The sequence below is a fragment of the Pseudomonas alkylphenolica genome (genome assembly GCF_016009175.1).
Lineage (GTDB): Bacteria > Pseudomonadota > Gammaproteobacteria > Pseudomonadales > Pseudomonadaceae > Aquipseudomonas > Aquipseudomonas alkylphenolica_B.
The window spans coordinates 54,384-80,298 of record NZ_JADUCM010000009.1 but is presented as its reverse complement, the minus strand read 5'-3'; the positions used below and the strand labels follow the sequence as shown (position 1 = coordinate 80,298).

Genomic DNA, 25,915 nt, shown 5'->3' with positions numbered 1-25,915 from the left:
CGAGCCTGACCATGAGCGTCCAGACCTACAGCATTTCCGACCTGTCCCGCGAGCTCGACATCACCACCCGGGCCATCCGTTTTTATGAAGAACAAGGCTTGCTCAGCCCCGAGCGCCGGGGCCTTGAGCGGGTCTATTCGGCCCGCGACAAAGTCAGCCTGAAGCTGATCTTGCGTGGCAAGCGCATTGGCTTTTCGCTGGCCGAATGCCGCGAGCTGATCGAGCTCTACGACCCCTCCAGCGGCAATCTCAAGCAATTGCACAGCATGCTGGACAAGATCGCCAACCGGCGCAGCCAGCTCGAACAACAATTGCTCGATATCCAGCAGATGCAACTGGAGCTCGACACCGCCCAGGAACGTTGCGAGCAAGCCCTGGCAGCCACCCTGAACAACCAGAAAAACAGCCACTGAGCCCTGAGGACCCCTGCCATGTCATTGCCTGAAAACGTTCGCCTGGTCGAAGTTGGCCCGCGCGACGGCCTGCAGAACGAAGCCCAGCCCATCAGCGTCGACGACAAGGTTCGCCTGGTCGACGACCTGACGGCAGCCGGCCTGTCCTATATAGAGGTGGGCAGCTTCGTGTCACCAAAGTGGGTACCGCAGATGGCAGGCTCTGCCGAGGTATTCTCGCGCATTCAACAAAAAGCCGGCGTTACCTATGCTGCCCTGTCGCCTAACCTGCGTGGTTTCGAAGATGCCCTGGCCGCCGGTGTAAAGGAAGTGGCGGTATTTGCGGCGGCATCCGAGGCCTTCTCCCAGCGCAACATCAACTGCTCGATCAGCGAAAGCCTGCAGCGCTTTGTGCCCATCATGGAAGCGGCACGCGAGCACGGTGTACGCGTGCGCGGTTACGTGTCCTGTGTACTGGGTTGCCCGTATGAGGGCGCGGTGACTGCCGAGCAGGTCGCACCGGTGGCCCGCGAGCTGTTCGAGATGGGCTGCTACGAGGTATCCCTGGGCGACACCATCGGTACCGGTACCCCGGGTGCTACCCGCCGCCTGTTCGAGGTGGTGGCGGCGCATGTACCGCGAGCACAGCTGGCCGGACACTTCCATGATACCTACGGGCAGGCCCTGGCCAACGTCTATGCCAGCCTGCTTGAAGGCATCAGCGTGTTCGACAGCTCGGTCGCAGGCCTCGGCGGTTGCCCTTATGCCAAGGGCGCCAGCGGTAACGTTGCCAGCGAAGACGTGCTCTACATGCTGCAAGGCCTGGGCATCAATACCGGCATTGACCTTGAGCAGTTGATCCTCGCCGGCCAGCGCATCAGCAACGTATTGGGGCGCGCCAACGGCTCGCGTGTGGCCCGCGCCCGCAGCGCGGCCTGAAACAGCGGGGCGGTAACAGCAGACGGCATGTCTGAGTGTTACCGCCCCCACGCTTCACCGGAAAAAACCGGGTAACACGGAAACAATTCGACAGAAATCCCCGCTCGCCTTTCCTGCCAAAAATCGTAAGCCATTGATTTTACTAGGTTTTAAAAAGTTGGCACGGCAACTGCTATATCTTTGGTACAAGAATAATAAAAAGTGCGACACACCAATAAAAACAAGACGTAACGACTCTGACATAACAAGAACAACACGGCAGAGACGCAGCTAACAGATTTTTTTGGAGAAGATGTGCTTTTCCGGGGTTCGCCCCCGCAACCTGACAAAAAACAATAAAACTACCCCAAGGTAGCGAAGGTCACGGTTGGATCAGCAATGATAAGAGTAGATCAGCGCTCAAAAAAATACGTTTGCTCTTGATCCCGGATGGGGATCGCCAGTGATACAGAGGCAACGGTCACCAAAAACAACAACAGGCCGCCCTCCAATAACAAAAAAAGAGCACGCAACAATCTTTGAGGGGAGCTTAGGCTCCCCTCAGTGCTTCCTGCCCTCCTCGTTTTCGTCCTCATCGTCCTTCTCGAAGCGGTTCACCACCCACGGCATCATGCCCAGCACCAGCAGTGCCAGCAGCGTGCTGATCACCGCAGTGGCCTCACGCCCCATCCCCGCGGCAATACCGATGGCCGCCGTCATCCACAAGCCCGCAGCCGTGGTCAGGCCTTTGACGTGATCAAGTTGCTGGTGATGACCTTTCAAAATGGTGCCGGCGCCAAGAAAACCGATACCGGCAACGATACCCTGCACCACCCGGCTCAAGGCGGCATCATCGACCCCGGCCATGCGCGGGACCAGCACGAACAGCGCAGCCCCCATTGCCACCAGCATATGCGTACGTACCCCGGCAGCCTTGCCCTTGAGCTCACGTTCAAAGCCCAGGATGCCACCGAGCAGCGCCGCCATCAGCAGGCGCACGGTGACCTGGGTCAGTTGCTTGATATCCCTGAGGTCGGCGAACTCGGCGATCAGTGTCGTCCAGATTTGTTGCCACCAGGCATCCATCAGCGCGCTCCAGGAACGGGCCCTTTCTCGATGGACCACCCGCCGGGGTGCTAGTGCGGCAGTGCGCGCCGGGCGCCGACGACCTGCTTGTCCCCGCAACGATGCCAGCGACTGTAGCGGGTGCGGTGGATGGTCGCAGCCACCTCGATACCCGTGGGCAAAGCACCGCAAACCCGGGGCTTCAACGCTCCAGAGTGAAATCTGATACGGTTTTTATAGAAATACCTGAACCTGTTATGCAAACAGATGCGGCGCCATAGTGCTCTGGCCTGATCGAGGCCTGATGAGCGACGAACCATGAGCGATCGAATTCCTGTCCAGATTGTCGAAATTGCCGAGCCTTCTCACGCCAAGAAGAAGAACGCCAGCAGTGACAAACACATCCACACCCGCAGCTTCACCGGGTTGTTTCGCAACCTGCGCCTGGGTGGCGCGGGCTTTTTGTTTCTGCTGTTCTTCGGCACCGTCTGGTTGAACTGGAACGGTCGCCAGGCGGTACTCTGGGACCTGGCCGACAGCAAGTTCCACATTTTCGGTGCGACCTTCTGGCCGCAGGACTTCATTCTCCTGTCGGCGCTGTTGATCATCTGCGCGTTCGGCCTGTTCGCCATCACCGTGTTTGCCGGCCGGGTATGGTGTGGCTACACCTGCCCACAAAGCTCCTGGACCTGGATTTTCATGTGGTGCGAGAAAGTCACCGAAGGCGATCGCAACCAGCGCATCAAACTCGATGCAGCGCCCTGGTCCCTCAACAAGCTGGCGCGGCGCTCGGCCAAGCACACCCTGTGGCTGGCCATCAGCGTGCTCACCGGCCTGACCTTTGTCGGCTATTTCACCCCGATCCGGCCGCTGGCCGAAGAGCTGTTCACCCTGCAACTGGGCGGCATCAGCCTGTTCTGGATCCTGTTCTTCACCGGCGCCACCTACATCAATGCCGGCTGGCTGCGTGAAGCGGTGTGCATGCACATGTGCCCCTATGCGCGCTTTCAGAGCGTGATGTTCGACAAGGACACCCTGGCCATTGCCTACGACCCGGCGCGCGGCGAATCACGTGGCCCGCGCAAGAAAGGCAGCGACTACCAGGCCAACGGCCTGGGCGACTGCATCGATTGCCAGATGTGCGTGCAGGTGTGCCCGACCGGTATCGACATCCGTGACGGCCTGCAGATGGAATGCATTGGCTGCGCAGCCTGTATCGACGCCTGTGACTCGATCATGGACAAAATGGGCTATGCCCGTGGCCTGGTGGGCTACAAGTCCGAGCACAACCTGCAGGGTGGCAAGACCAACTGGCTGCGCCCGCGCCTGCTCGGCTATGTCACCGTCCTGGTGGTAATGATCGGCGCCCTGGTCATCGCCCTGCAGCAGCGGCCGATGGTGTCGATGGACGTCATCAAGGACCGTGGCCTGTTCCGCGAAAACAACCTGGGGCAGATCGAGAACATCTACACCCTCAAAGTCATCAACAAAACCCAGCAAGCGCAGCATTATCGCCTGCGCCTGGTGGACGCCGAAGGCTTCGAGCTGCATGGCAAGACGGCGTTTACCCTGGCCGCCGGCGAGATGAGTGAGATCCCCGTTTCGGTAGCCATGCTGACGGAACGCGCGAAAAGCAGCGCCCAGGCGATTGGCTTCGAAATCACCGACAGCGACCAGCCGGGTATTTCCAGCGTCGCCCACAGCCGTTTTGTCGCGCCGATGAACCGCTGATCACATACACTCTGCAGCAGTCGAAACCTTTTGAGCCATGATGAAACGCTACGAAAAATTCGCCGACGACATTGCCGAACTGATTCGCTCCGGGGTCCTGGGTCCCGGCCAGCGCGTGCCGTCAGTGCGCTACGCCAGCCAGACGCACGGCGTCAGCCCGTCCACGGTGTTCCAGGCCTACTACCTGCTGGAACGCCGCGGGCTGATCCGGGCACGGCCGCGTTCGGGCTACTTCGTCAATGCCCATGTCCCGCGCCCGTTCAGCGAGCCGCAGATCATCGAACAGGCCAGCGAGTCCACCGAAGTGGATGTCAGTGAACTGGTGTTCTCGATTCTCGACTCGATCAAAGACCCGCAAACCGTCGCATTTGGCTCCGCTTTCCCCAGCCCCCACCTGTTCCCGCTGCCGCGCCTGGCCCGCTCCATCGCCAGCGCCAGCCGCGAGATGGACCCGCGCATGGTCGTGACCGACCTGTCACCGGGCAACCCGCACCTGCGTCGCCAGATAGCCCTGCGCTACGTGGTTGGCGGGCTGATGCTGCCGATGGAAGAGCTACTGATCACCAACGGTGCGCTGGAGGCACTCAACCTGTGCCTGCAGGCGGTGACCGAGCCGGGTGACCTGGTGGCGATCGAGGCCCCGGCCTTCTACGCCTGCCTGCAGGTGCTCGAACGGCTCAAGCTCAAGGCAGTGGAAATTCCGGTGCACCCGCGCGAAGGCATCGACCTTGGCGTACTCGGGCAAACCCTGGCCAAGCACCCGGTCAAGGCCGTCTGGTGCATGACCAACTTCCAGAACCCGGTGGGCGCAAGCATGCCGGAGGAGAAAAAGCAGCAACTGGTCGAACTGCTGCGCCAGCATCAGGTGCCGCTGATCGAAGATGACGTTTATGCCGAGCTGTACTACGCCGCGCAGGCACCCAAACCAGCCAAGGCCTTCGATACCGATGGCCTGGTGATGCACTGTGGTTCGTTCTCCAAGAGCCTGGCACCAGGCTACCGCATAGGCTGGGTCGCGGCCGGACGCTTTGCACAGAAAATCGAACGCCTGAAACTGATGACTTCACTGTGCGCCTCGATGCCAGCGCAAGCGGCGATTGCCGACTATTTGCAGCACGGTGGTTACGATCGGCACCTGCGCAAACTGCGCTATGCCCTGGAAGAGCAACAGAACGCCATGCTCGCCGCCATTGCCCGGCACTTTCCGGCGCAGACCCGGGTCAGTCATCCCTCCGGCGGTTACTTCCTGTGGCTGGAACTGCCCGAGCAGATGGACTCGCTCAAGCTGTTCCAGATGGCCCTGGCACAAGGCATCAGCATCGCCCCCGGGCCGATCTTTTCGCCGACCCAACGCTTTCGCAACTGCATCCGCCTGAACTACGGCAGCCCGTGGACCGAGCAATCGGAAAAAGCCATGGAAACCCTGGGCAGGATCGTGCGCTCGTTTTAGCCCGCCGGCATTGTTCTGTTTCGCACGAGCGCTATATTGGTCGGTAACCCAGGCCGGAACACCCCGATATGCCGCCAAGCGAACTTCAGTCCCTGCGCCAGCAACTTGACCTGCTGCAGCAGGAAAATACCCGGCTCCAGGCCCAGCTTGCACAACAGCACGGGTCGGTGCAGTTGCAGGCGCATACCGAACAAGCGCTGTTCGAAGCGCAGCAGCGCTACCGCTTTCTCTTCGACACCATGGACGAAGGCTTCTGCATCATCGAGTTCTTCGATGGCCCCCATGGCCCGCTGAGCGATTACATCCATACCGAAGCCAATGCCGCCTACGCCAAACATGCCGGCATCGAAAACGTCGTGGGGCAAACGCTACGGCAAATGGTGCCGGTAGAGGCCGATGACTGGATTGCCCGCTACCGTCCCGTGTTGATCACGGGAGAACCGATTCGCTTTGAGCAGGAACTTGTGGCCACCGGCCACTTTTTGAGTATCTGTGCGTTTCGCATGGAGCCGGCCAGGCGTAATCAGGTCGCTGTACTGTTCCAGGATGTCACCGCGCGCAAACGTGCCGAAGCAGCACTCAACCGGCTCAATGAAGATCTGGAGGTACGCGTCGCCAAGGCCGTGGCCGAGCGTAAAGTGCTTACCGATGTGGTGGAGGCCACACTGGCACAGATTCAGGTGGTGGGCAGTGATGGACGCTGGATGGCAATCAACAGCGCCGCGCGCGACGAGTTCCAGCGCATTTTCGGCGTGGCACCAACCGTCGGTGATGATCTTCTTGCGTGCATGCGCCATCGCCCCGAGGACAGCGCTCGCGGCATGGCTTTGTGGAATCGCGCCCTGCACGGTGAAACCTTCACCGAAATCGACACTTTCAACGTGGATGATCAGCCGCACCACTACGAACTTCGTTTCAGTGCGCTGCACGACAGCGAGGGGCAGCTGATCGGCGCCTATCTGTTTGCCTATGACATCAGCGAACGCGTCAGCGAGCAACAGCGGTTGCGCAAGGCTGAAGAGGCCTTGCGCCAATCGCAGAAAATGGAGGCGGTAGGACAGCTCACCGGCGGCATCGCCCATGACTTCAACAACTTGCTGACCGGTATCCTTGGTGCCCTGGAGATATCACAAAAGTTGCTCATTAAAGGTCGGCACGCAGAAATCGGCAGAATGCTGATGGCAGCCGAAGAAAGCTCACTTCGCGCCGCCTCGTTGATCCAGCGGTTGCTGGCATTTTCACGACGCCAGGCCCTGGAGCCGCGCCCCACCGATATCAATCACCTGGTGACAGGCATGGAAGACCTGATCCGGCGCAGTGTCGGGCCGCACATTGAGGTCAAGGTCATCGGCAGCACGGCGCGCTGGCTGAGCAACATTGATCCGCCGCAACTGGAAAGCGCCCTGCTCAACCTGTGCATCAACGCCCGCGACGCCTTGCAAGAGGGTGGGCAGATGATTGTCGAAACCAGCACGATGGACCTGGATGAGCAGGCTGCTGCCACCCTTGAACTGTCAGCGGGGCAGTACCTCAGGCTGACGGTCAGCGACACCGGCACAGGCATGTCGGCCAGCGTGCAAACCCGCGCGTTCGACCCTTTTTTCACCACAAAACCACCGGGTCAGGGAACCGGGCTCGGCTTATCGATGGTGTATGGGTTTGTACGGCAATCCGGCGGTCAGGTGCGCCTGCAATCCGATCCCGGGCATGGCACCCATGTTCATCTGTATCTGCCACGCATCCACACTGCGGCGCTGGACGTACCGCCCCTGGAACCTGTTACCGGGCCGGCGAACGGGCAACGCAGCAAAACGGTGATGCTGGTGGACGATGAGGCCACCGTGCGCCTTTTGGTTAGCGAAGTGCTTGGTGATCTGGGCCATACCGCCCTGACGTTCAGCGATGGCCACAGTGCCCTGCAGGTCCTTGAAAGTGAAACGGCCATTGACCTGTTGATCAGCGATGTCGGCATGCCGGGCATCAATGGCCATCAGCTGGTCAGCGCAGCCCGCAAGCTGCGCCCCGGGCTCAAAGTACTGTTCATTACCGGCTACTCGGAACACTCGGTGTTCGGCGACAATCTGTTCGATCACTCCACGCGGGTACTGACCAAACCGTTCGGCTTCGACACCCTGACCCAACGCATTGCACAGATGCTCGACTGAGCGGCATGCCTGGGCCGGTTCAGCGCCCGCCGCCGAGATCGATAAAGCTGCCGGTGGAATACGAAGCCTTGTCGGACAACAGCCAGATAATGGCTTCGGCCACCTCTTCGGCTTGACCACCCCGCCCCATGGGAATGCTCGACTCAAGTTTGCTGACACGGTGCGGGTCACCGCTGAGCGCATGGAAATCGGTAAAGATATAGCCGGGACGTACGCCATTGACACGCACCCCCTGATCGGCGACCTCCTTGGCCAATCCCAGCGTGAAGGTGTCCAGCGCCCCCTTGGACGCCGCGTAGTCGACATACTCGTTGGGTGAGCCCAACCGGGCAGCCACCGACGACACGTTGACGATACTGCCGCCCTGGCCACCGTGACGTGTCGACATACGCTGCAGCGCATGCTTGCTGCACAGCATCGGCCCGACCACATTGGTTTTCATCAACTTGAGCAGGCGAAATTCCGACATCTGCTCGAGCGGGCTTTTCTGGCCAATGGTGCCGGCATTGTTGACCAGCGCAGTGACCGGTCCCAGCTCGGCATCGACGCGCTGGAACAACTGGATGATCTCGTCTTCGACACTGACATCGGCCTTGACCGCAATGGCCTCGGCCCCCAGTTCACGCACATCGGCCAGCACCCGCTGGGCGGCCTGATCATCGCTCACGTAGTTGATACAGATCCGATAGCCTTCACGCGCAGCCAGACGTGCGGTCGCAGCACCAATGCCGCGGCTGGCGCCGGTGATGACGATGACGTTATCCATGGATACTCCTTGCCCCCAGTGATGATTGCGAATCAAGGCTAACGCAGGACGAGGTTGGCGCAAAGCCATACAACGCTCGGGGACACTGACAAATCTGTAATCTGGCACTCAGATAACTGACAGTCTGCGCTCGCTAAGGTCATGTCATTCTCGCTGATGGATTGGCACCGACCATGCTTGTACACCCGACCCGCCGCACGTTCGTCAAAGGCTTCGCCGCCGGCAGCGCCTTGGCCGGCCTTGGCCTCTGGCGCCTGCCCGCTTTCGCCGCCGAATCCCCCCTGGGCCATGAGCTCAGCGGGCGCGACTTTGAGCTGTTTATCGGCCAGACCCCGGTCAATATCACCGGTCGACCGCGCACGGCATTGACCATCAACAACAGCCTGCCCGGCCCGGTACTGCGCTGGCGCGAAGGCGATACCGTGACCCTGCGCGTGCGCAATCGCCTGGCCGAACCGACATCGCTGCACTGGCACGGCATCATCCTGCCAGCCAACATGGACGGCGTACCGGGCTTGAGCTTTGCCGGCATCGAGCCCGGTGGCGACTACCTCTATCGCTTCACCCTCGAGCAAAGCGGCACCTACTGGTACCACAGCCACTCCGGCCTGCAGGAACAGGCGGGCGTCTACGGGGCGATTGTCATCGAACCGAAAGCCCCCGAGCCACACCGCTACCAGCGTGACTATGTGCTGCTGCTCAGCGACTGGAGCGATCAGACGCCCGAGGCGCTGATGGCCACCCTGAAAAAGCAGTCCGACGCCTACAACTTTCACAAGCGCACCGTCGGCGACTTCATCAACGACGTTGCCGACCACGGCTGGTCGAAGACCCTGGCCGAACGCAAGGCCTGGGCTGCCATGCGCATGAGCCCTACCGATCTCGCCGACATCAGCGCGGCCACCTACACCTACCTGCTCAACGGCCAGCCGCCCGACGGCAACTTCACGTGCCTGTTCCAACCGGGTGAAACCGTACGCTTGCGCCTGATCAACGGCTCGGCGATGAGCTATTTCGACTTCCGCATTCCTGGCCTGAAGCTGACAGTGATCGCTGCAGACGGGCAACCGGTGCAGCCGGTCAGTGTTGATGAACTGCGCATTGCCGTGGCCGAAACCTATGACGTGCTGGTGCAAGTGGGCGATTTGCCCGCCTACACCCTGTATGCGCAAAGCATGGACCGCAGCGGATACGCCCGGGGCACCCTGGCACGCCGCCCTGGCCTCGAGGCCCCCGTGCCACAGCCCGACCCGCGGCCGGTACTGACCATGGCCGACATGGGCCACGGTGGCATGGACGCCATGGCCGGCATGGACCATAGCCAGATGGGCGCGATGGACCACGCCGGCATGGCCGGGATGGGTGGCATGCAACAGCACCCGGCCAGTGAAACCGGCAATCCACTGGTCGACATGCAGACCATGTCGCCCAAGCCGAACCTCGCCGACCCCGGTATCGGCCTGCGCAACAACGGCCACCGGGTGCTGACCTACGCCGACCTGAAAAGTACCTTCGCCGACCCCGACGGCCGCGAACCCTCACGGGAGATCGAACTGCACCTGACCGGGCACATGGAGCGCTTTGCCTGGTCGTTCAATGGCATCAAGTTCTCTGACGCCGAACCCTTGCGCCTGCGTTATGGCGAGCGCCTGCGCATCACTTTGGTCAACGACACGATGATGGCCCACCCGATCCACCTGCACGGGCTGTGGAGTGACCTTGAGGATGAGCACGGGCGCTTCCAGGTGCGCAAACACACCCTCGACATTCCGCCCGGCAGCCGCCGCAGTTACCGCGTCAGTGCCGACGCACTGGGCCGTTGGGCCTACCACTGCCACCTGCTCTACCACATGGAAATGGGCATGTTCCGCGAGGTACGCGTCGATGAATGAAGTAATCAACCGTCCGCTGCTCGGCAGCCTGGCACTGCTGGCACTGCTGGCCCTGCTGGTCAGTGAAGAGGTCCGGGCGCAGGAGATGGATCATGGCGCGATGAACCACGGAGCCATGAACCATGGCAGCATGCCCCCTTCTGCCATGGACCACAGCAGCATGGGCCACGTCCAGGCGCAAGACACACCGCGCACACCGCTGCGGCCGATCAGCGAAGCCGACCGCCGCGCCGCCTTCCCGCCCCTGCCCGGCCATCAGGTGCACGATCGACAGGTCAACTGGGCGGTGATCGTCGAGCAGCTTGAGTACCAGAACTTCGAGAGCAGCAGCGCCCTGAACTGGAACGCCAACGCCTGGATCGGCGGCGACATCGACCGCCTCTGGCTGCGCACCGAAGGCGAGCGCGAACAGGGCGTCACCCATAAAGCCGAACTGCAGACACTCTGGGGTCATGCCATCAGCCCCTGGTGGGAACTGGTGGGCGGCCTGCGCCAGGATTTCAAGCCGGCCAGCGGCCAGACGTGGGCGGCGTTCGGCATCCAGGGCACGCCGCTGTATGGCCTGGAACTGGAAGCCACGGCCTATGTCGGAGAGCGGCAACAGACCGCGCTGCGCCTGGAGAGCAGTTACGCTATCCTGCTGACCAATCGCTGGATACTCGAACCCTCGCTGGAAGCTAACCTCTACGGTCGCAACGATGCCTCGCGCGATCAGGGCCCGGGCCTGGCAGACAGTGAAATCGGCCTGCGCCTGCGTTACGAGATCACCCGCGGCTTCGCCCCCTACCTGGGCGTCAGCTTCAACCGCAGCTACGGCAATACCGCCGAACAGCTGCGCGATGATGACGGCGATATCAGCCAGACCCGCGTGCTCGCGGGCGTGCGCCTGCGTTTCTAGAATTGGAGAATCACCATGCTGAGCAAGAAAGTCATCGCCTTTGGCCTGCTGGCCCTGAGCACCCTGGCCCAGGCCGGGCAAACCATCGACGTCTACCGCGACCCTAACTGCGGTTGCTGCAAGGCCTGGATCAGCCACTTGCGCGACAACGGCTTCACCGTAAACGACCATGAAGAAGCCAACATGAGCGCGGTCAAGCAACGCCTGGGTGTGGCACCTCGCCTGGCTTCGTGCCACACCGGTGTGATCGACGGCAAGTTTGTCGAAGGCCACGTACCGGCCGAACAGATCAAGCTGCTGGCCAAGCGCCCAGACCTGCGCGGCCTGGCCGTGCCGGGGATGCCGATGGGCTCGCCCGGCATGGAAATGGGTGATCACAAGGACGCCTACAAGGTCATCGGCCTGACACAGGACGGCCAGGACGAAGTGGTCGCCAACTACTGATCCGCTCGGCATGTTGAGTGAATGGGCGCTGTTCTTCAGCGCCTTTGGCGCGGCGACCCTGTTGCCGCTGCAATCGGAGGCCGTGCTGGTCGGCTTGCTGGTGCGCGAGCCACAGGCTGTTGCCAGCCTGCTACTGATTGCCACACTCGGTAATGTACTGGGTTCGATCGTCAACTGGCTGCTGGGCCGTGGCATCGAGCACTTGCGTGACCGCCGCTGGTTTCCCTTCACGCAGGCGCAGCTCGACAAGGCCCAGCAACGCTACCAGCGCTATGGCCAATGGTCGTTGCTGCTGAGCTGGATGCCGGTGATCGGCGATCCGCTGACCCTGATTGCCGGGATCATGCGCGAACCTTTCTGGCGCTTTGTCATCCTGGTCACAATTGCCAAAGCCGGACGTTATGCGGTGCTCGCCCTGCTGACCCTGGGCTGGATTGCCCACTGACCCGACGCAAACAGGTACAGTCCGGGGTTGAACCCACCGCCCGACACGGAGTGTGCCCATGCTGCGCTTGCCCGCCCTGGCCCTGACCTGCCTGTTCGCCAGCAGCTCGTTTGCCGCCCAAGCCCCGACCTACGGCCAGCAGCTCGAAGGCTTCGACTACCCCCACCCGCTCAAGCACTTCACTTTCACGTCCCAGCGCCAGACCCTGCAAATGGGCTACATGGATGTTGCCGCCCGTGGCACTGCCAATGGCCGGACCGTGGTGTTGATGCACGGCAAGAATTTTTGCGCCGCGACCTGGGAAACCAGCATCGAGGCCTTGAGCCAGGCCGGATACCGGGTGATCGCCCCCGACCAGATCGGCTTTTGCACCTCGAGCAAACCCGCGCATTATCAGTACAGTTTCCAGCAACTGGCCGACAACACCCATGCCCTGGTCACCCGGCTGGGTGTGGACAAGGCCAGCCTGCTCGGCCACTCCACCGGCGGCATGCTTGCCACCCGCTACGCCCTGCTCTACCCGCAACAGGTCGAACGCCTGGCAATGGTCAACCCGATCGGCCTGGAAGACTGGAAAGCCCTCGGCGTGCCCTACCGCACCGTGGATCAGTGGTACCAGCGCGAGCTGAAACTCGATGCCGAAGGGGTGCGCAATTACGAGCGCAAAACTTACTACGACGGGCGCTGGAAGCCTGAGTACGAACGCTGGGTGCAAATGCTCGTGGGCCTGAACCAGGGGCCAGGGCACGAGGCAGTGGCGTGGAACTCGGCGCTGATCTACGACATGATCTTCACCCAACCGGTGGTCTACGAGTTCAAGCACCTGCAGATGCCGACCCTGCTGTTGATTGGCGATGCCGATACCACTGCGATCGGCAGCGACATCGCTGCACCTGAAGTAAAAGCCAGGTTGGGCCACTACCAGCAACTGGGCCAGCAGGTGGCAAAGACCATTCCCCAAGGCAGCCTGGTGGAATTTCCCGGTCTCGGCCATGCCCCACAGATCGAACAGCCGGAGCGCTTCCATAAGGCGCTGCTGGACTGGCTGGGCCGCTAACGCCCCCAGATCTGGGCTTCGGTCCAGCCCAGCTCGGCAAAGTCCTGGGCACGCAGGTGCGCTTCGTCCTCGCAGAAAAACTCATCCAGCTGCGGGGGCCGCACCGACGTTTCACTGAGCAGGGTATGCACTTGCCCACGGTGATGGATCTGGTGCTCGAACAGGTGCGACAACAACCGCAGACGTTGTTCACGCTGGACCCAGTCGGGGCGTACGACACTTACGTAACGCTGCAACTGGTCATCGCGCAGCTGGCTGCAATAGGCAATCAGGCGGTGATCGGCCTGAGCCTGCTCGGCATACAGTTCTTCGCTGGAGGCAAAGGGTTCTTGCGGTTCAAAAAACCGTTCACTGTCGGCTTCCGGCGCCTCGCCGCGTTGCTCGGACTCCAGGGCATTGAGGTAGAACCAGTCGACGGTCAGGATGTGGTTGAGGGTCGCTTTGATCGAGCCAAAGAAACTGCAGCGCGGCTCCCCGAACTCGTCCTGGCTCAATTGCAGGCAGGCTTTGTAAAGCCTGTGGTTGGCCCAGCCGTTCTGGTAGGCCATGGTCAGCAAATGATGCGAAAGTGGCTGCATGATCGACTCCTTCAGCAGAAGCGTTGCAGTTGCATCTCCCGCAGGCGGCTCAGGGTGCGCCGGAACGGGAACTCCAGATACCCTTGAGTGTAGAGCGCATCCAGCTCGACCTCGGCCTCCAGGTACAGGGCGATCCGACGGTCGTAGCACTCATCGACCAACGCGATGAAGCGCCGCACGCTGTCGTCGTGCACCGATAACTGCGGCAGCTCCCGGTCGCCGGCGACCACGCGGCTGGCACCGTCTTCGGTACCGCGGGCAATCTTGGCCTCGCGCTGGCGGGCGCCCAGGGCCGGCACTTCGCCGATGAGAATCGCCTTAAAGTGATCGCACAGCGCCATGAAGTCCATGGCGGCGAATGGCTGCTCACACAGGTCGGCGTACCGGCACCACAGCACGGTGGCACTGCGCTGCACCACCGTCAGCTGCCGTGCGCCGATCTGCAACGGCTGATCCGTGCAAGGCAGGTCATCGCTCAGCTGGACAAAGACTTCACCCAACACCTGCGCCTGCGTCGTGTCCCGCACCCAGTAACGTTGCCGGGCAGCGCCCGGATGCAGGCGATGGTCCTGCTCGCCAGCCACTGCCACCACCTGCATGTGCCGCTCGATGGCGGCAATCGCCGGCAGGAAGCGCTCACGGTTGAAACCGTCGGAATAGAGCTGGCCTGGCGGCTGGTTGGAGGTGGCAACGATCACCACGCCCGCTTCGAACAATACCTGGAACAGCCGCCCGAGGATGATCGCGTCGCCGATATCGTTGACGAACAACTCGTCAAAGCACAGCACCCGTATCTCTTCGGCCAACGACAAAGCCAGCGCATGCAAGGGGTCGGCGGTGCCATTGAGCTGGAACAGGCGCTGATGAACCCAGCGCATGAAGTGGTGAAAATGCTGACGCCGGGCGGGCACCGTGAGGCAGCCATGAAACTGGTCCATCAGCCAGGTCTTGCCACGCCCCACCGGGCCCCAGAGGTATACGCCCTGCGGCGTCTCACCTTGCTGCAGTGCGAGAAAACACGCATTCAGCGCGTTGGCGGCTTGCAGCTGCGCGGGGTCGCTGACAAACCCGTCACGCTCGATGGCCTGCTGGTAGCGCCGAAGCGGAGACTGCTCAGTGAAGCAGGACATGGCAACGCCCGTGAAAAAACCGCCATTCTACGCGCAAATACCCGGGGTGGCTGACCTATGCTGTGTATCCCGCCCTCACGCCGGAGTACGCCCATGCCTACTGATGACACCACGCTCCTGCAAAGCTGGCAGCACAATGCCGACGCCTGGATCAAGGCGATCCGCTCGGGCAGCATTGAAAGCCGCCAGCAGGTTACCAACCAGGCGATCCTCCTGGCGGTGCTGGGCCGCCAACCCGGGCGCGTACTCGACCTTGGCTGCGGCGAGGGCTGGCTGTTGCGTGCCCTGAGCGAACGGGGCATCGAGGCCGTCGGTGTTGACGGCGATGCCAGCCTGACCGCTGCGGCGCGCGCTGCAGGCGATGCGCCGGTACACTGCGCGAGCTATGAGGCACTGGTCGAGGGCCAGATCGACATTGGCAGTGGCTATGACCTGATCTGCGCGAATTTTTCCTTGCTGCACCAGGACATCATCCCGCTGCTCGCCGCCATGAATGCCCTGCTCGCCCCCGGCGGCGCGCTGGTCATCCAGACCCTGCACCCCTGGGCCGTGGCGCAGAACAGCTATCAGGATGGTTGGCGCGAGGAAACCTTCGCCGGGCTTGCGGGGCAGTGGCAGCCGATGCCGTGGTATTTTCGCACCCTCTCCAGCTGGCTCAACGCGCTGGACATGGCGGGCTTTCGGCTAACCACGTTGCAAGAACCGCAACACCCGCAAAGCCCGGTGCCGCAGTCCTTGCTGCTGGTGGCCGAACGCGCCCCGGGGCATTTATAAAATCCCGGTATAACTGCAATCGGCATTCAGCTACTTATCAAGGTAATCCACCACGCCTACGCTGATGGGCTCACCTTTCGGAGATCCCCCTATGCAACTGCGAAAACTCGGCAGCAACGGCCCGCTCGTCTCAGCCCTTGGCTACGGCTGCATGGGGCTGGACTTCGGCTACGCCAACACGGTCAGTAAACAGCAAGGCGTTACCCTGATCCGCCAGGCCGTGGAGCGCGGCGTCACCCTCTTCGACACCGCCGAGGCCTACGGCCCGTTCACCAATGAGCAAATGGTCGGCGAGGCCCTGCGCCCTGTGCGCGACCAGGTGGTGATCGCGACCAAATTCGGCTTCAACATCGTCGATGGCAAACTGGCCGGAATGAACAGCCGTCCCGAGCACATTCGCGAAGTGGCCGAAGCCTCGCTCAAGCGCCTGGGTATTGAACAGATCGACCTGTTCTACCAGCACCGTGTCGATCCCAACGTACCGATTGAAGACGTGGCCGGAGCGGTCAAGGACCTGATCGCCGAAGGCAAGGTCAAGCATTTCGGGCTGTCGGAGCCGGGGGCGAATACGGTTCGCCGCGCCCATGCCGTGCAACCGGTCAGCGTGCTGCAAAACGAATACTCGCTGTGGACGCGCGGCGTGGAAAGCAACGGTATCTTGCAAACGTGCGAAGAACTGGGCATCGGCCTGGTGCCATACAGCCCGCTTGGCAAAGGCTTCCTGACCGGCGCCATGAGCAAGGACACCGCGTTGGGCGAGGGCGACTTTCGCCATCTGCTCCCGCGCTTCACACCAGAGGCCATGGCCAAGAACCAGGCCCTGATTGATCTGCTCAAGCGCATTGCCAGCGTTAAAGACGCTACCCCTGCGCAAATCGCCCTGGCCTGGTTGCTCATGCAAAAGCCGTGGATCGTACCGATTCCCGGCACCACCAAACTGCACCGTCTGGAAGAAAACCTCGGCGCCGCCAACGTGCAGCTGAGCGCTGAAGAACTGGCCGGCATCGAGCAGGCCGCCGCAGCGATCCAGATTGAAGGCGAACGTTATCCCGAGCAGTTGCTCGCTACCACGGGCCTGTAGGGGTTGCTGGCCGGCAGCAAAGCCTGCGCGGTAGTGCACCGCGCAGGCTTCTGTCACTAGAACGCGATGTTGAGCCCCAGACGTACGCCGTGATCGCTGTAGCCATCGCCGAGTTGCCCGGAGTAGCCCAGATCGACACTTGCTTGCGGGGCGATTTTTGCACTGACCCCAAGCTGTACCAGCGCCGTGTCCTGGGCAACCGGCACGCCCTTGACGGTGAAGCTGTCATAGCCCGCCAGGGTCATGCGGCTGCTTTCGCCGGGCTCATCCAGCACTCGCTGCCAGGCCAGGCTGCTCTGTACGCTGACCGGCACACCGGCCACGTCGGCTGCCGGAGTGCTAGCGCGCACCCCGAGGCTGGTGTAGGTGGCACGGTCTTTCTCGCTATCACCTTTCAGCGCGGTACTGCCGCCTTTTTCGCTGAAGCTGTCAGTGCTCACTTCAACATGGGCCAGGCCCACGAACGGCTCCAGGGTCAGGTCACCGGCCTGTACGGCATAGCCCAACTCGCCAAACACCTGACGGGTGCTGGCGTCGTAGTTCGCCTTGACGTGCTCCTGCAGGCTGCCGGCCTTGACGTGACGGCTGCTGTCGACCTCATTCCAGGCATAAGAGGCGCCCAGGCGCACATGCAGCGCATCCCACTGGCCGCCCAGGTAGGCCGTCAGCGATGTGCTGTCGACCTGTGCGGACGAGTTGCGGCCATCGACGTCGAGGTCGCTGCTGCCATAGCCGGCCGCCAGCCCTGCACGCCAGGTGTCGTTCAACGGGATGTCGACACCCAGCAACATGCCCTGGCTGTTGTGGTCCAGATCGGCAACGTTGTGGTTGCCGTTGCTGTCACCCCAGCCGCCGTAGCCCTGTATCCAGAAGGTCATGCCGCTGTCGGCGTCGACGTGCAGAATACCTTCGCCGGGGGCCTGGCCCTGGGCACTGCGCAAGCGCGTGCCGATTGCATCACGCACGTAACGGCTGTCGTCGAATAGCGCGCCGCGGGTGCTGGCGTGAATTTCGCCGGACAGGCTGTCGTATGCCGCACGCGCCTCATCGGCACTGAGCACAGCGATGGCGTCATACACACCACCGGCATCGGCGGCATCCAGCGCACCGGATACAGCGCGCTGGTTGTAGGTCTGTGCAACCGACGTGAACGCAACGTCGTTGCGCGCCAGGTTCAGCGTCACCCCATTGCTGGCGTAGGTCAGCTGCGGCGTCAGGAATGCCAGGTTGCTGCTGACGCTACCGAAGGTACCGTTCAGGCTGCTGGCCTGGATAATGTTGTACTGCGTGCTCGGCGCCCAGCTACCGGTGCCGGCCTGCACGCTCAGGTTAGCGCCGCCCAGCGAGACGGTACCGGTGGACACCAGCCGGTCTGAACGGCCGTCAGGATCGGCCTCGATCACCAGGGTCGAGCCACTGTCGAAGCTGATGTCGCCATCGACCGTCAGGGTGCCAATGGAGTTGCCTGGGTTCAGGGTTGCACCATTGCCCAGCTCGACATCCCCGACAATGCGGCCGTGGCCGCCGAGCATGGCGCCCTGGGCTACATCGACATCGCTGCCCAGCAGCGCACTGGAGCCGGCCGCACCGCCGACGATCAGACTGCCACCGGCGACCAGGGTGCCGCCGCCCAGCGCCACACTGTTGTTCAGTACTTGCTTGCCATCGCCCACTTTGACCAGACGGCCGGCGCCATTGATGAAGCCGTCATAGACGCTGCTGGCACCGCTGGCACCCACCTGCAGCGTACTGCCCGCCGCCAGCGTCAGTGCACCGGTGCCACCGAGCGCGTTGAGGATGTTGAGGCCGCCGACACTGACCGATGCAGTATCAGCGACATTCAGGTTGGCGTTGCCCAGCGCGGTGTTGCCAATCAGGTTCAGGGTGCCATTCAGTACATTGAGCGCCCCGCTGAAGGTGTTGTTGCCGCTCAGGGTCAATTCGCTATCGCCTTGTTTGTTCAAGGCACCGTTGCCGCTGATCACGCCGCTGAGGGTCAGGTCATGGCTACCGGCCAGGGTCAGGTTACCGTTCAGCGCCACCGCGTTACGCAGGGTCACGGCGGAATTGCTGTCCAGCGTCGTGCCGTCTGCCACTGTGAGGCCGCCCGTGCCCAAGGCATTGTCATGACCGACGACCAGCGTGCCACCGTTCAGTGCAGTGCCGCCGGTGTAGCCGTTGTTACCATTGAGGACCAGGGTTCCGCTGTCGTATTTGCCCAACGTGCCGGCACCATTGACTGCGATGTCAATCGTAGCCGTAGCTTTGGGATCGACTCGTACCGACGCCGTACCCAGGCTGCCATTGCTCAAAGTCAACTCAGCGCCAGCGCCGGCAACCAGATGGTAACCATCGGAGACAAACTGCATGCCCGTGAGACCTTGCGTGCCGTTTACCGTGACCGTGCCCGGTGTGCCTTGGAACACCGCAAAGTTCTGGGCCCAGGCCTGGTTCGAAGTACCGTCAACCGACGTCCAGTTGGCGTTGCCGGTTCCCCAGCTGCCACTGCCGCCATCCACGGCACCATTGCTCGACTGCTGAGCACCATCCCAGAACTGCACAGCGACATCGGGCGCAGCGACCAGCAGATTGAGCTGGTTGGCAATGACGGTCTGCAACTGCAGGTCAGCCAGCGTCACGTTGCCCGGCACACTGCCGATCGCCAGGCCGTTGTCGGTCAGGGTGCCGGTGTAATTGATCAGGCGATACACACCGGTACCAAAGCCGCCGAGGTCGCTGACATTCAGGGTGCCGTCAAGGGTCAGGTTGCCCGCCACATCCAGCAGGCCATTGCCGCCACCGGTCACCGGGGCGCTGAGGTCGACATCCAGGTTGGCGCTGTTTTCCAGCACCAGCGCGTTCATCGCCAGGGCGCTACCGCTGGACACGGCCAGGTGCCCGCCGTCGGCCACGGTCACAGCCCCACCTAGAGAACCAGCGCCGGTAAGGGTGGCACCGCTGTTGACCTGCACATGGGCACTGTCCAGCGAACCGTCGACCTTCAGGGTACCGGCATCGATCGTGGTTCCGCCTGTCAGGGTGTTGCTCCCGGTCAGGGTCAGGGTGCCCGTGCCAAGCTTGGCCAGCGCACCACTACCGCTAAGGGTACCCACGAAGGTGTTGCTCAGGTTGCTGGCGCCGAGGCTCAGTGTGTTGCCTGCACCAACGTTTGCAGTACCGCCGCCGCTCAGGCTGGCAATGTTTGCTGAGCCGCCAAGGTTCAGCGCGGCACCCGAGCCGAGGTTGACGCTGGCGTCGTTGCCCAGCGCCGAGTTGCCCAGTGTGGAGAGGCTGCCGCTCAAGACGTCGAAGGCACCGCTGAAGGTGTTGTTACCCGACAGGGTCAGGTCAGCCAGGCCGCTTTTGCTCAAGGTACCGGCGCCGGCGATTACGCCACCGAGGGTCAGGTTGTTGACCCCGGCGATGTTCAGGTTGGCGTTGACGTTGACGTTGTTGGCCAGCACCAGCGGTGCACCGGTTGCGAGGGTCGCATTGCCGGCAACGGTCATTGCGCCGCTACCCAGTGCACTGGCAGTGCCGAGCGTCAGGGTGCCAGCGTTCAACAGCGTGCCACCCTGGAACAGATTGGTGCCATTGAGTGTCAGGTTGGCGTTGCCATTTTTGCTCAAGCCTCCGGTGCCACTGATTACACCGCCCAGGGTCAGGTCATGGCTACCCACGTTCGTCAGGCTGGCATTGAGCACCATATCATTGCCCAGGGTGACGGCCGTGCTGCTGTCCAGGGTCGATGCACCGCCAACAGTGAGGTTACCCAGCCCCAACGCGCTGTTGCTACCGACGGTCAGCGCGCCGGCAGCGAGCGTGGTGCCGCCGGAGTAGGCGTTGTTACCGGTAAGGGTCAAGCCCGCCACACCGTACTTGACCAGGCTGCCAATGCCGTTGACGGTCCCGTTCAGGGTCAGGTCGGCAGTGCCGCCAATGCCCAGGCTGCCCGTCAAACTGACTGCGTTGCTCAGGGCGACCGCCGTGCTGGCGTCCAGCGTAGTGCCATTGGCCACAGCCAATGTGCCTGCGCCCAACGCCGAGTCGGCGCCCAGCACCAGCCCACCGTCATTCAATAGCACCGGGCCAACAAAGGTGTTGCTGGCACCCAGGGTAAGCAGGCTGGCACCGTTTTTGGTCAGGCCACCGGCACCGTCAATCACACCGTTGAGCGTCAGCGCATTACTGCCGCTAACGTTGAGGTTGCCGTCAAGGGTCACACCGTTGCCCAGAACGACGGCGGTGTTGCTGTCCAGTTGCGTACCGCCTGCAGCGGTCAACTGTCCCGAGCCCAGCGCGTTATTGCTGCCCACTACCAGGGTGCCGCCATTGAGCAGGGTACCACCGGTGTAGGTATTGGCACCGTTGAGTACCAGGGTACCGTTGTCGAGCTTGTTGAGAATGCCGCTACCATTGATAGCGACGCCAACCGTCGCCGTCACGCCCGGATCGACCCGCACCGCCGTGGTGCCACTGGTGCCGTTGACCGCCGTCAGTTGCCCCGCCGTGCCGCTGACGAGGTCGTAGCCATCAGTGACAAATTGCATGCCGGTCAGCAGCTGAGTGCCGTTCACCGTCACGGTACCGGCGGCACCCTGGAACACCGCGAAGTCGCCGGCCCATGTCTGGTTGATCGTGCCATTGACGCTGGTCCAGTTGGTGCTGCCCGCATTCCAGGTACCGCTGCCGCCTTCCACGGAGCCGTTGGCAATGCTCTGGCTGCCGTCCCAGAACCGAATGTCGTAGTTAGGCGCCGAAACCAGCAGATTGACCTGACTGCCGATTGCCGTCTGAAGCACGAGATCGCCCAGGCCATAACCGTTCGGCAGGCCGGCAAACTCGAGGCCGTTGTCGATCAGGGCACCGGTGTAGTCGATCAAACGGTACACGCCGACACCGAAGCCTCCTGCATCAGTGACGTTCAGGTTGCCGTCCAGCAACAGGTTGCCGTTGACCGTGAGCAGTGGCGTGAGCGTAGGCGCGCCCAGCGTTGCATCGAAGTTGCTGTTGGCGTCGAGAATCAACGAGCCGGTCGACAGGGTGCTGCCTGAAGACAGCGCCAGGTGCCCCCCGTTGTTGACACTGACCGCACCGAGTACCGTGCCCTCGCCGGTCAGGGTACTGCCACTGGTAACGTTGACCTGCGCGCTGGCCAGAGAGCCGCTGAGGTTCAACGTACCGCCATTGACCTGGGTGGTGCCGGTGATGCCGCTCATACCGCTCAAGGTCAGTGTGCCACTGCCAACTTTGCTCAAGTTGCCGCCACCAACGATGGAACCATCGAAGGTACCGGTGTGGTTTATCCCGCCAAGCGTCAAGGTATTACCGGCAAGGGTCTGCACTGTGCCATTCCCGGTCAATGCCTCGAGACTGGCGTTGCCGCCAAGATTGAGGCTGGCAGAAGCATCGACGTTGGCACTGGAGCCGTTGCCCAGTGCATTGTTGCCTAGCGTCAAGAGCCGGCCACCTGTTACATCGAACATACCGCTGAAGGTGTTGTTACCTGTGAGGGTAAGGTCGGCCTGCCCGCTTTTGCTCAAGGTACCAGCGCCGGCGACTACACCGGTCAAGGTCAGATGGTTGCTACCTGCCACATTCAGGTTGGCGTTGACATTGACGTTGTTGGCCAGCAGCAGCGCAGCGCTGGTGTCCAGGGTCGCATTGCCGGTGGCGGTCAGTGCGCCGCTGCCCAGTGCGCTGGCGGTGCCTAGCGTCAGGGTACCGGCATTCAACGTGGTGCCACCTTGGTAGGTATTGAGGCCGTTGAGCGTCAGGTTGGCGTTACCGCTTTTGCTCAAGGCGCCGGCGCCACTGATGACACCGCCCAGGGTCAGGTCATTGCTGGCGGTGTTAGTCAGGGTTGCGTCGAGTTCCAGATAATTGTTCAAGCTGACAGCTGTGCTGCTGTCCAGGTTAGACGCACCCGTTACCCTCAGGTTGCCCATCCCCAGCGCACCGTTGCCGCCGACAGTCAGCGTGCCAGCAGTGAGCGTGGTACCACCGATGTAAGCGTTGGAACCGCTCAGGGTCAAGCCAGCCGCGCCATACTTGATCAGGCCGCCATTACCGAGTAGGAAGCCATTCAGCGTCAGGTCGGCAGTGCCGCCAATGCCCAGGTTGCCCGTCACAATGACCGTGTTGCTCAGGGCGACCGCCGTGCTGGCGTCCAGCGTGGTGCCATCGGCCGTAGACAGTATGCCCGTGCTCAATGCCGAGTCGGCGCCCACCACCAGCCCACCGCCATTCAATAGCACCGGGCCAAGAAAGGTGTTGTTGGCGCCGAGGGTCAGCGTGCTGACACCGTTTTTGATCAGCCCACCGACACCACCAACCACACCGTTGAGGGTAAGCGCATTGCTGCCGTTGACGTTGAGATCGCCGGCGAGGGTCAGGGCGTTACCCAGAACCACGGTCGTGTTGCTGTCCAGTTGCGTACCGTGTGCAGCGGTCAACTGTCCCGAGCCCAGCGCGTTGTTGCTGCCCACCACCAGCGTACCGCCACTGAGCAGGGTACCGCCGGTATAGGTATTGGCGCCGCTGAGTACCAGGGTGCCGCTGTCGATTTTGTTGAGGGTGCCGCTACCGTTGATAGCGACGCCAACCGTCGCAGTCGCGCCCGAATCGACCCGCACTGCCGTGCTGCCGTTGGTGCCGTTGACCGCTGTCAGCTGCCCCGCCGCGCCGCTGACCAGGTTGTAGCCATCAGTGACAAATTGCATGCCGGTCAGCAGTTGGGTGCCATTCACGGTCACGGTACCGGCGGTGCCCTGGAACACCGCGAAGTCGCCGGCCCAAGACCGGTTGACTACGCCGTTGACGTCGGTCCAGTTGGTACCGAGCGCGTTCCAGGTGCCGTTGCCACCGTCGATCACACCATTGGGGATAGTCTGGCTGCCGTCCCAGAAACGAATGTTTTGGTTGGGCGCCGCCACCAGCAAGTTGACCTGGTTGCCGATTGCCGTCTGCACCACGAGGTCACTCAGACCAAAGCCATTCGGTAGGCCGGCCAGCTCGAGGCCGTTATCGACCAGGCTACCGGTGTAGTCGATCAAACGGTACACACCGGCGCCGAAGCCAAAGGTGTCAGTTACGTAGAGGTTTCCATCGAGCGTGAGATCACCGACATTGAGCAGAGAAGTGGTCGAAGGCGCGCCCAGTACTACGTCCAGACCGCTGTAGGCGTTAAGGGCCAGTGAATCGGCTGTCAGGTTGCTACCCGAGACCAGCGCCAGACTGCCGCCATTGTTGATGCTCAGCGCACCCGACAACGTGCCGTTCCCTCTGAGGGTACCGCCACTGTTGACACTGACTTGCGAGCTGGCCAGTGAACCGCTGAGGTACAGGGTGCCTGCATTGATCGAGGTGGTACCGGTGTAGGTTTTGGTTCCAATCAGGCTCAGCGTCCCCGAGCCGGTTTTGCTCAGATTGCCGGTACCACTGAGGTCACCGGAAAAGGTGGTAGTCGTGTTGTCACCGCCCACGGTCAAGGTGCTGACACCGGTCCGTACGCTGCCACTACCAGCCAAGGAGCCGATACTGAAATCGCTGTCGAGGTTGAGGCTGGCGCCAGCGCTTACGTTGACGCTGGGGGAGTATGACCATGAGTTGTTCAAGAGCGTCGTGACACTACCCGCTTGAATGTTCAACGGGCCTGAGAGCGCGTTAAAACCCGCTAGTGTCAAGTTGCCCGTGCCGAGTTTAGTCAGGCCACCCACCCCATAGATCCCGCCGGCCAGCGCCAGGGAATTATCACCGGCCACGGTCAGACCGCCAAACGGCCCTACATCAATCGGATTGTAAAGCGTCAGGCCGTTGGTAACCGCTTCGATGGCTCCGCCATTGGAGGTCAACACCCCACTACCGAATGCGCCATTGTTGTCGAATCGGGCTAAACCACCATTGAGTCTTGTAGAGCCACTCGTCAAGGGCCCCTGCAACATCCAGGTGCCGCTGTTGACGGTCAACTGGTTGAAGTTGACGTAGTTAGCGCTGGACACCGTGCCGCTGCCCCCGAGACCACCACCAAAACCGAGCAGGCTGTTTTGCAGGATCAGTTCGTTGTTGCCGCCAGCACCGCCGTCGACCTGTCCGGTAGCAGCGAAAGTCAAGTCGCCCCCTGGCAGACCACCCAGACTCGAACCAATGCCTCCACCCGCTGACACGCTGGAGCCGGTGATGGCTGTAAAACGGTTGGTGCCGGTACTGTGAGCACCGAGCGACACGCTGCCCTGGATGGAGCCGGCATTGACGAAGGTGTTGCCGTCGGGCGAGGCCTCGAAGGCGATCCGGCCAATGACGGTTCCGTTATTGGTCATGTTGACCCGGGAGCCGCCATGAACCGCCACCACCGGTGCGTCGGCGCCCGGCACGTAGAGCCCCAGTAGGGCCCTGGAGCTGATGGTGCCGTTATTGACAATAGTGGTGGAGCCAGAAGCACCGTTGTTAACGTTGAGCGCCATGCCCTGGAGGGTGTTGAGGGTCAGGCCCATCAAGCCGACAGTACCGACGAGGCTTCCCGTCATTTCATTGTTGATTAGCACTGCCCCCGAGAGGCCATTACCGATCACTGCGCCGTTGCTCAGCAGGGTAACCAGGCCAACAGCCGACGGGTCGATGGCCCCCCGGTTGTTGAGGGTGATGTTGTTACCGGTGAGGTTCATCGCCGTGCCGCCAATCGGCGCGTTCATCAACGAACCCGGATTTACGTTGACCGTCAGGCCATCAAACGGGCTGGAAAAGTTGTTGGCGATGATTAGATCAGCGATACCGGAGCAGTCCACAACCAGGTTGGTCACGGCACAAGCGGCGAACGCAGATGAACTGAAACCCGCACTCAACAACAGCGAAGCCAACGCCAGCTTGCTCAGGCGTCGAGTGCCTTTGCCGCAACGCTTGCTGTACTCATGGGTGACAGTCCATGCGCCCTGTGACGCATTCCATACCAACGCAAACACATGATTCATTGCAGTAACTTCCTTGTCTTGGAAGAGAAATTCCCGGTGGTACAGCACAGGGCACGGAGCCAAACCGGCGAACGATACAACAAGACAAAGGAAAATTTGATAGCAATTCGCCATATTTTTTATGGCATTTTTTCCATTTTTTTGACGCTATCTGAAAAGCCCT

The 25,915-nt window shown here is 61.9% G+C and carries 17 protein-coding genes; 12 read left to right on the top strand and 5 right to left on the bottom strand.

The genetic code is table 11. The features are described from left to right. Window positions 1–11 precede the first annotated feature (11 nt). Both I5S59_RS10845 and I5S59_RS10840 read left to right on the top strand, forming a co-directional pair. Complete coding sequence (locus I5S59_RS10845; protein WP_197876602.1) at window positions 12–413, top strand: MerR family transcriptional regulator; 402 nt, start codon at window positions 12–14, stop codon at window positions 411–413. Between the two features lie 18 nt (window positions 414–431). Continuing rightward, window positions 432–1,331, top strand: a complete 900-nt coding sequence (locus tag I5S59_RS10840; protein ID WP_197876601.1) for a hydroxymethylglutaryl-CoA lyase — start codon at window positions 432–434, stop codon at window positions 1,329–1,331. A gap of 540 nt (window positions 1,332–1,871) precedes the next feature. On the opposite strand, the gene I5S59_RS10835 is transcribed toward I5S59_RS10840, so the two are convergent. Further along, complete coding sequence (locus I5S59_RS10835; protein WP_197876600.1) at window positions 1,872–2,396, bottom strand: MgtC/SapB family protein; 525 nt, start codon at window positions 2,394–2,396, stop codon at window positions 1,872–1,874. 297 nt (window positions 2,397–2,693) lie between these two features. Between I5S59_RS10835 and ccoG the strand changes: the two genes are divergently transcribed. The 3 genes from ccoG (at window position 2,694) to I5S59_RS10820 (ending at window position 7,721) form a co-directional block, all read left to right on the top strand. Continuing rightward, window positions 2,694–4,106 (top strand): cytochrome c oxidase accessory protein CcoG, encoded by a 1,413-nt coding sequence (gene ccoG, locus I5S59_RS10830; RefSeq protein WP_197876599.1) that lies wholly within the window; start codon window positions 2,694–2,696, stop codon window positions 4,104–4,106. 40 nt (window positions 4,107–4,146) lie between these two features. Then, window positions 4,147–5,556, top strand: coding sequence for a GntR family transcriptional regulator MpaR (mapR, locus tag I5S59_RS10825; RefSeq protein WP_197876598.1), 1,410 nt, complete (start codon window positions 4,147–4,149; stop codon window positions 5,554–5,556). 68 nt (window positions 5,557–5,624) lie between these two features. Next, on the top strand, window positions 5,625–7,721 hold the full coding sequence (locus tag I5S59_RS10820; RefSeq protein ID WP_197876597.1) for a hybrid sensor histidine kinase/response regulator: 2,097 nt from the start codon (window positions 5,625–5,627) through the stop codon (window positions 7,719–7,721). A gap of 19 nt (window positions 7,722–7,740) precedes the next feature. Here I5S59_RS10820 and I5S59_RS10815 read toward each other — a convergent pair whose 3' ends face one another. Then, window positions 7,741–8,487 carry an SDR family oxidoreductase gene (locus I5S59_RS10815; protein ID WP_197876596.1) on the bottom strand — a complete coding sequence of 249 codons (747 nt, stop codon included), beginning with the start codon at window positions 8,485–8,487 and terminating at the stop codon, window positions 7,741–7,743. 173 nt (window positions 8,488–8,660) lie between these two features. Between I5S59_RS10815 and I5S59_RS10810 the strand changes: the two genes are divergently transcribed. The 5 genes from I5S59_RS10810 to I5S59_RS10790 are packed head-to-tail and all read left to right on the top strand — an operon-like array spanning window position 8,661 to window position 13,223. Beyond that, complete coding sequence (locus tag I5S59_RS10810) at window positions 8,661–10,379, top strand: copper resistance system multicopper oxidase (protein WP_197876595.1); 1,719 nt, start codon at window positions 8,661–8,663, stop codon at window positions 10,377–10,379. Continuing rightward, entirely contained in the window at window positions 10,372–11,277 is a 906-nt protein-coding gene (locus I5S59_RS10805; protein ID WP_197876594.1) for a copper resistance protein B, read from the top strand. The genes I5S59_RS10810 and I5S59_RS10805 overlap by 8 nt, the downstream gene beginning before the upstream one ends. 15 nt (window positions 11,278–11,292) lie before the next feature. Then, a complete protein-coding gene (locus I5S59_RS10800) occupies window positions 11,293–11,721 on the top strand; it encodes a DUF411 domain-containing protein (protein WP_197876593.1) in 429 nt (142 codons plus the stop codon). 10 nt (window positions 11,722–11,731) lie between these two features. Then, complete coding sequence (locus I5S59_RS10795) at window positions 11,732–12,166, top strand: YqaA family protein (RefSeq protein WP_197876592.1); 435 nt, start codon at window positions 11,732–11,734, stop codon at window positions 12,164–12,166. A 58-nt stretch (window positions 12,167–12,224) separates the two neighbouring features. Then, window positions 12,225–13,223, top strand: a complete 999-nt coding sequence (locus I5S59_RS10790) for an alpha/beta fold hydrolase (protein ID WP_197876591.1) — start codon at window positions 12,225–12,227, stop codon at window positions 13,221–13,223. On the opposite strand, the gene I5S59_RS10785 is transcribed toward I5S59_RS10790, so the two are convergent. After that, window positions 13,220–13,801 carry a DinB family protein gene (locus tag I5S59_RS10785; RefSeq protein WP_197876590.1) on the bottom strand — a complete coding sequence of 194 codons (582 nt, stop codon included), beginning with the start codon at window positions 13,799–13,801 and terminating at the stop codon, window positions 13,220–13,222. The two genes, I5S59_RS10790 and I5S59_RS10785, sit on opposite strands and share 4 nt — an antisense overlap. A gap of 11 nt (window positions 13,802–13,812) precedes the next feature. Continuing rightward, on the bottom strand, window positions 13,813–14,931 hold the full coding sequence (gene zapE / locus I5S59_RS10780; RefSeq protein WP_197876589.1) for a cell division protein ZapE: 1,119 nt from the start codon (window positions 14,929–14,931) through the stop codon (window positions 13,813–13,815). A gap of 93 nt (window positions 14,932–15,024) precedes the next feature. Here zapE and I5S59_RS10775 point away from each other — a divergent pair, with 93 nt between their 5' ends. Next, on the top strand, window positions 15,025–15,705 hold the full coding sequence (locus I5S59_RS10775; RefSeq protein ID WP_197876588.1) for a class I SAM-dependent methyltransferase: 681 nt from the start codon (window positions 15,025–15,027) through the stop codon (window positions 15,703–15,705). Between the two features lie 91 nt (window positions 15,706–15,796). Next, complete coding sequence (locus I5S59_RS10770) at window positions 15,797–16,786, top strand: aldo/keto reductase (protein WP_197876587.1); 990 nt, start codon at window positions 15,797–15,799, stop codon at window positions 16,784–16,786. Window positions 16,787–16,842: 56 nt separating this feature from the next. Here I5S59_RS10770 and I5S59_RS10765 read toward each other — a convergent pair whose 3' ends face one another. Further along, window positions 16,843–25,752, bottom strand: coding sequence for an autotransporter-associated beta strand repeat-containing protein (locus tag I5S59_RS10765; RefSeq protein WP_197876586.1), 8,910 nt, complete (start codon window positions 25,750–25,752; stop codon window positions 16,843–16,845). Window positions 25,753–25,915 lie beyond the last annotated feature (163 nt).

Excerpts from the sequence above, each read along its gene's own strand:
- ccoG (WP_197876599.1), top strand. The coding sequence starts at position 2,694 with ATGAGCGATCGAATTCCTGTCCAGATTGTCGAAATTGCCGAGCCTTCT.
- zapE (WP_197876589.1), bottom strand. The coding sequence starts at position 14,931 with ATGTCCTGCTTCACTGAGCAGTCTCCGCTTCGGCGCTACCAGCAGGCC.
- I5S59_RS10815 (WP_197876596.1), bottom strand. The coding sequence starts at position 8,487 with ATGGATAACGTCATCGTCATCACCGGCGCCAGCCGCGGCATTGGTGCT.
- I5S59_RS10775 (WP_197876588.1), top strand. The coding sequence starts at position 15,025 with ATGCCTACTGATGACACCACGCTCCTGCAAAGCTGGCAGCACAATGCC.
- mapR (WP_197876598.1), top strand. The coding sequence starts at position 4,147 with ATGAAACGCTACGAAAAATTCGCCGACGACATTGCCGAACTGATTCGC.
- I5S59_RS10820 (WP_197876597.1), top strand. The coding sequence starts at position 5,625 with ATGCCGCCAAGCGAACTTCAGTCCCTGCGCCAGCAACTTGACCTGCTG.
- I5S59_RS10795 (WP_197876592.1), top strand. The coding sequence starts at position 11,732 with ATGTTGAGTGAATGGGCGCTGTTCTTCAGCGCCTTTGGCGCGGCGACC.
- I5S59_RS10805 (WP_197876594.1), top strand. The coding sequence starts at position 10,372 with ATGAATGAAGTAATCAACCGTCCGCTGCTCGGCAGCCTGGCACTGCTG.
- I5S59_RS10810 (WP_197876595.1), top strand. The coding sequence starts at position 8,661 with ATGCTTGTACACCCGACCCGCCGCACGTTCGTCAAAGGCTTCGCCGCC.
- I5S59_RS10840 (WP_197876601.1), top strand. The coding sequence starts at position 432 with ATGTCATTGCCTGAAAACGTTCGCCTGGTCGAAGTTGGCCCGCGCGAC.
- I5S59_RS10800 (WP_197876593.1), top strand. The coding sequence starts at position 11,293 with ATGCTGAGCAAGAAAGTCATCGCCTTTGGCCTGCTGGCCCTGAGCACC.
- I5S59_RS10835 (WP_197876600.1), bottom strand. The coding sequence starts at position 2,396 with ATGGATGCCTGGTGGCAACAAATCTGGACGACACTGATCGCCGAGTTC.
- I5S59_RS10765 (WP_197876586.1), bottom strand. The coding sequence starts at position 25,752 with ATGAATCATGTGTTTGCGTTGGTATGGAATGCGTCACAGGGCGCATGG.
- I5S59_RS10770 (WP_197876587.1), top strand. The coding sequence starts at position 15,797 with ATGCAACTGCGAAAACTCGGCAGCAACGGCCCGCTCGTCTCAGCCCTT.
- I5S59_RS10790 (WP_197876591.1), top strand. The coding sequence starts at position 12,225 with ATGCTGCGCTTGCCCGCCCTGGCCCTGACCTGCCTGTTCGCCAGCAGC.
- I5S59_RS10845 (WP_197876602.1), top strand. The coding sequence starts at position 12 with ATGAGCGTCCAGACCTACAGCATTTCCGACCTGTCCCGCGAGCTCGAC.
- I5S59_RS10785 (WP_197876590.1), bottom strand. The coding sequence starts at position 13,801 with ATGCAGCCACTTTCGCATCATTTGCTGACCATGGCCTACCAGAACGGC.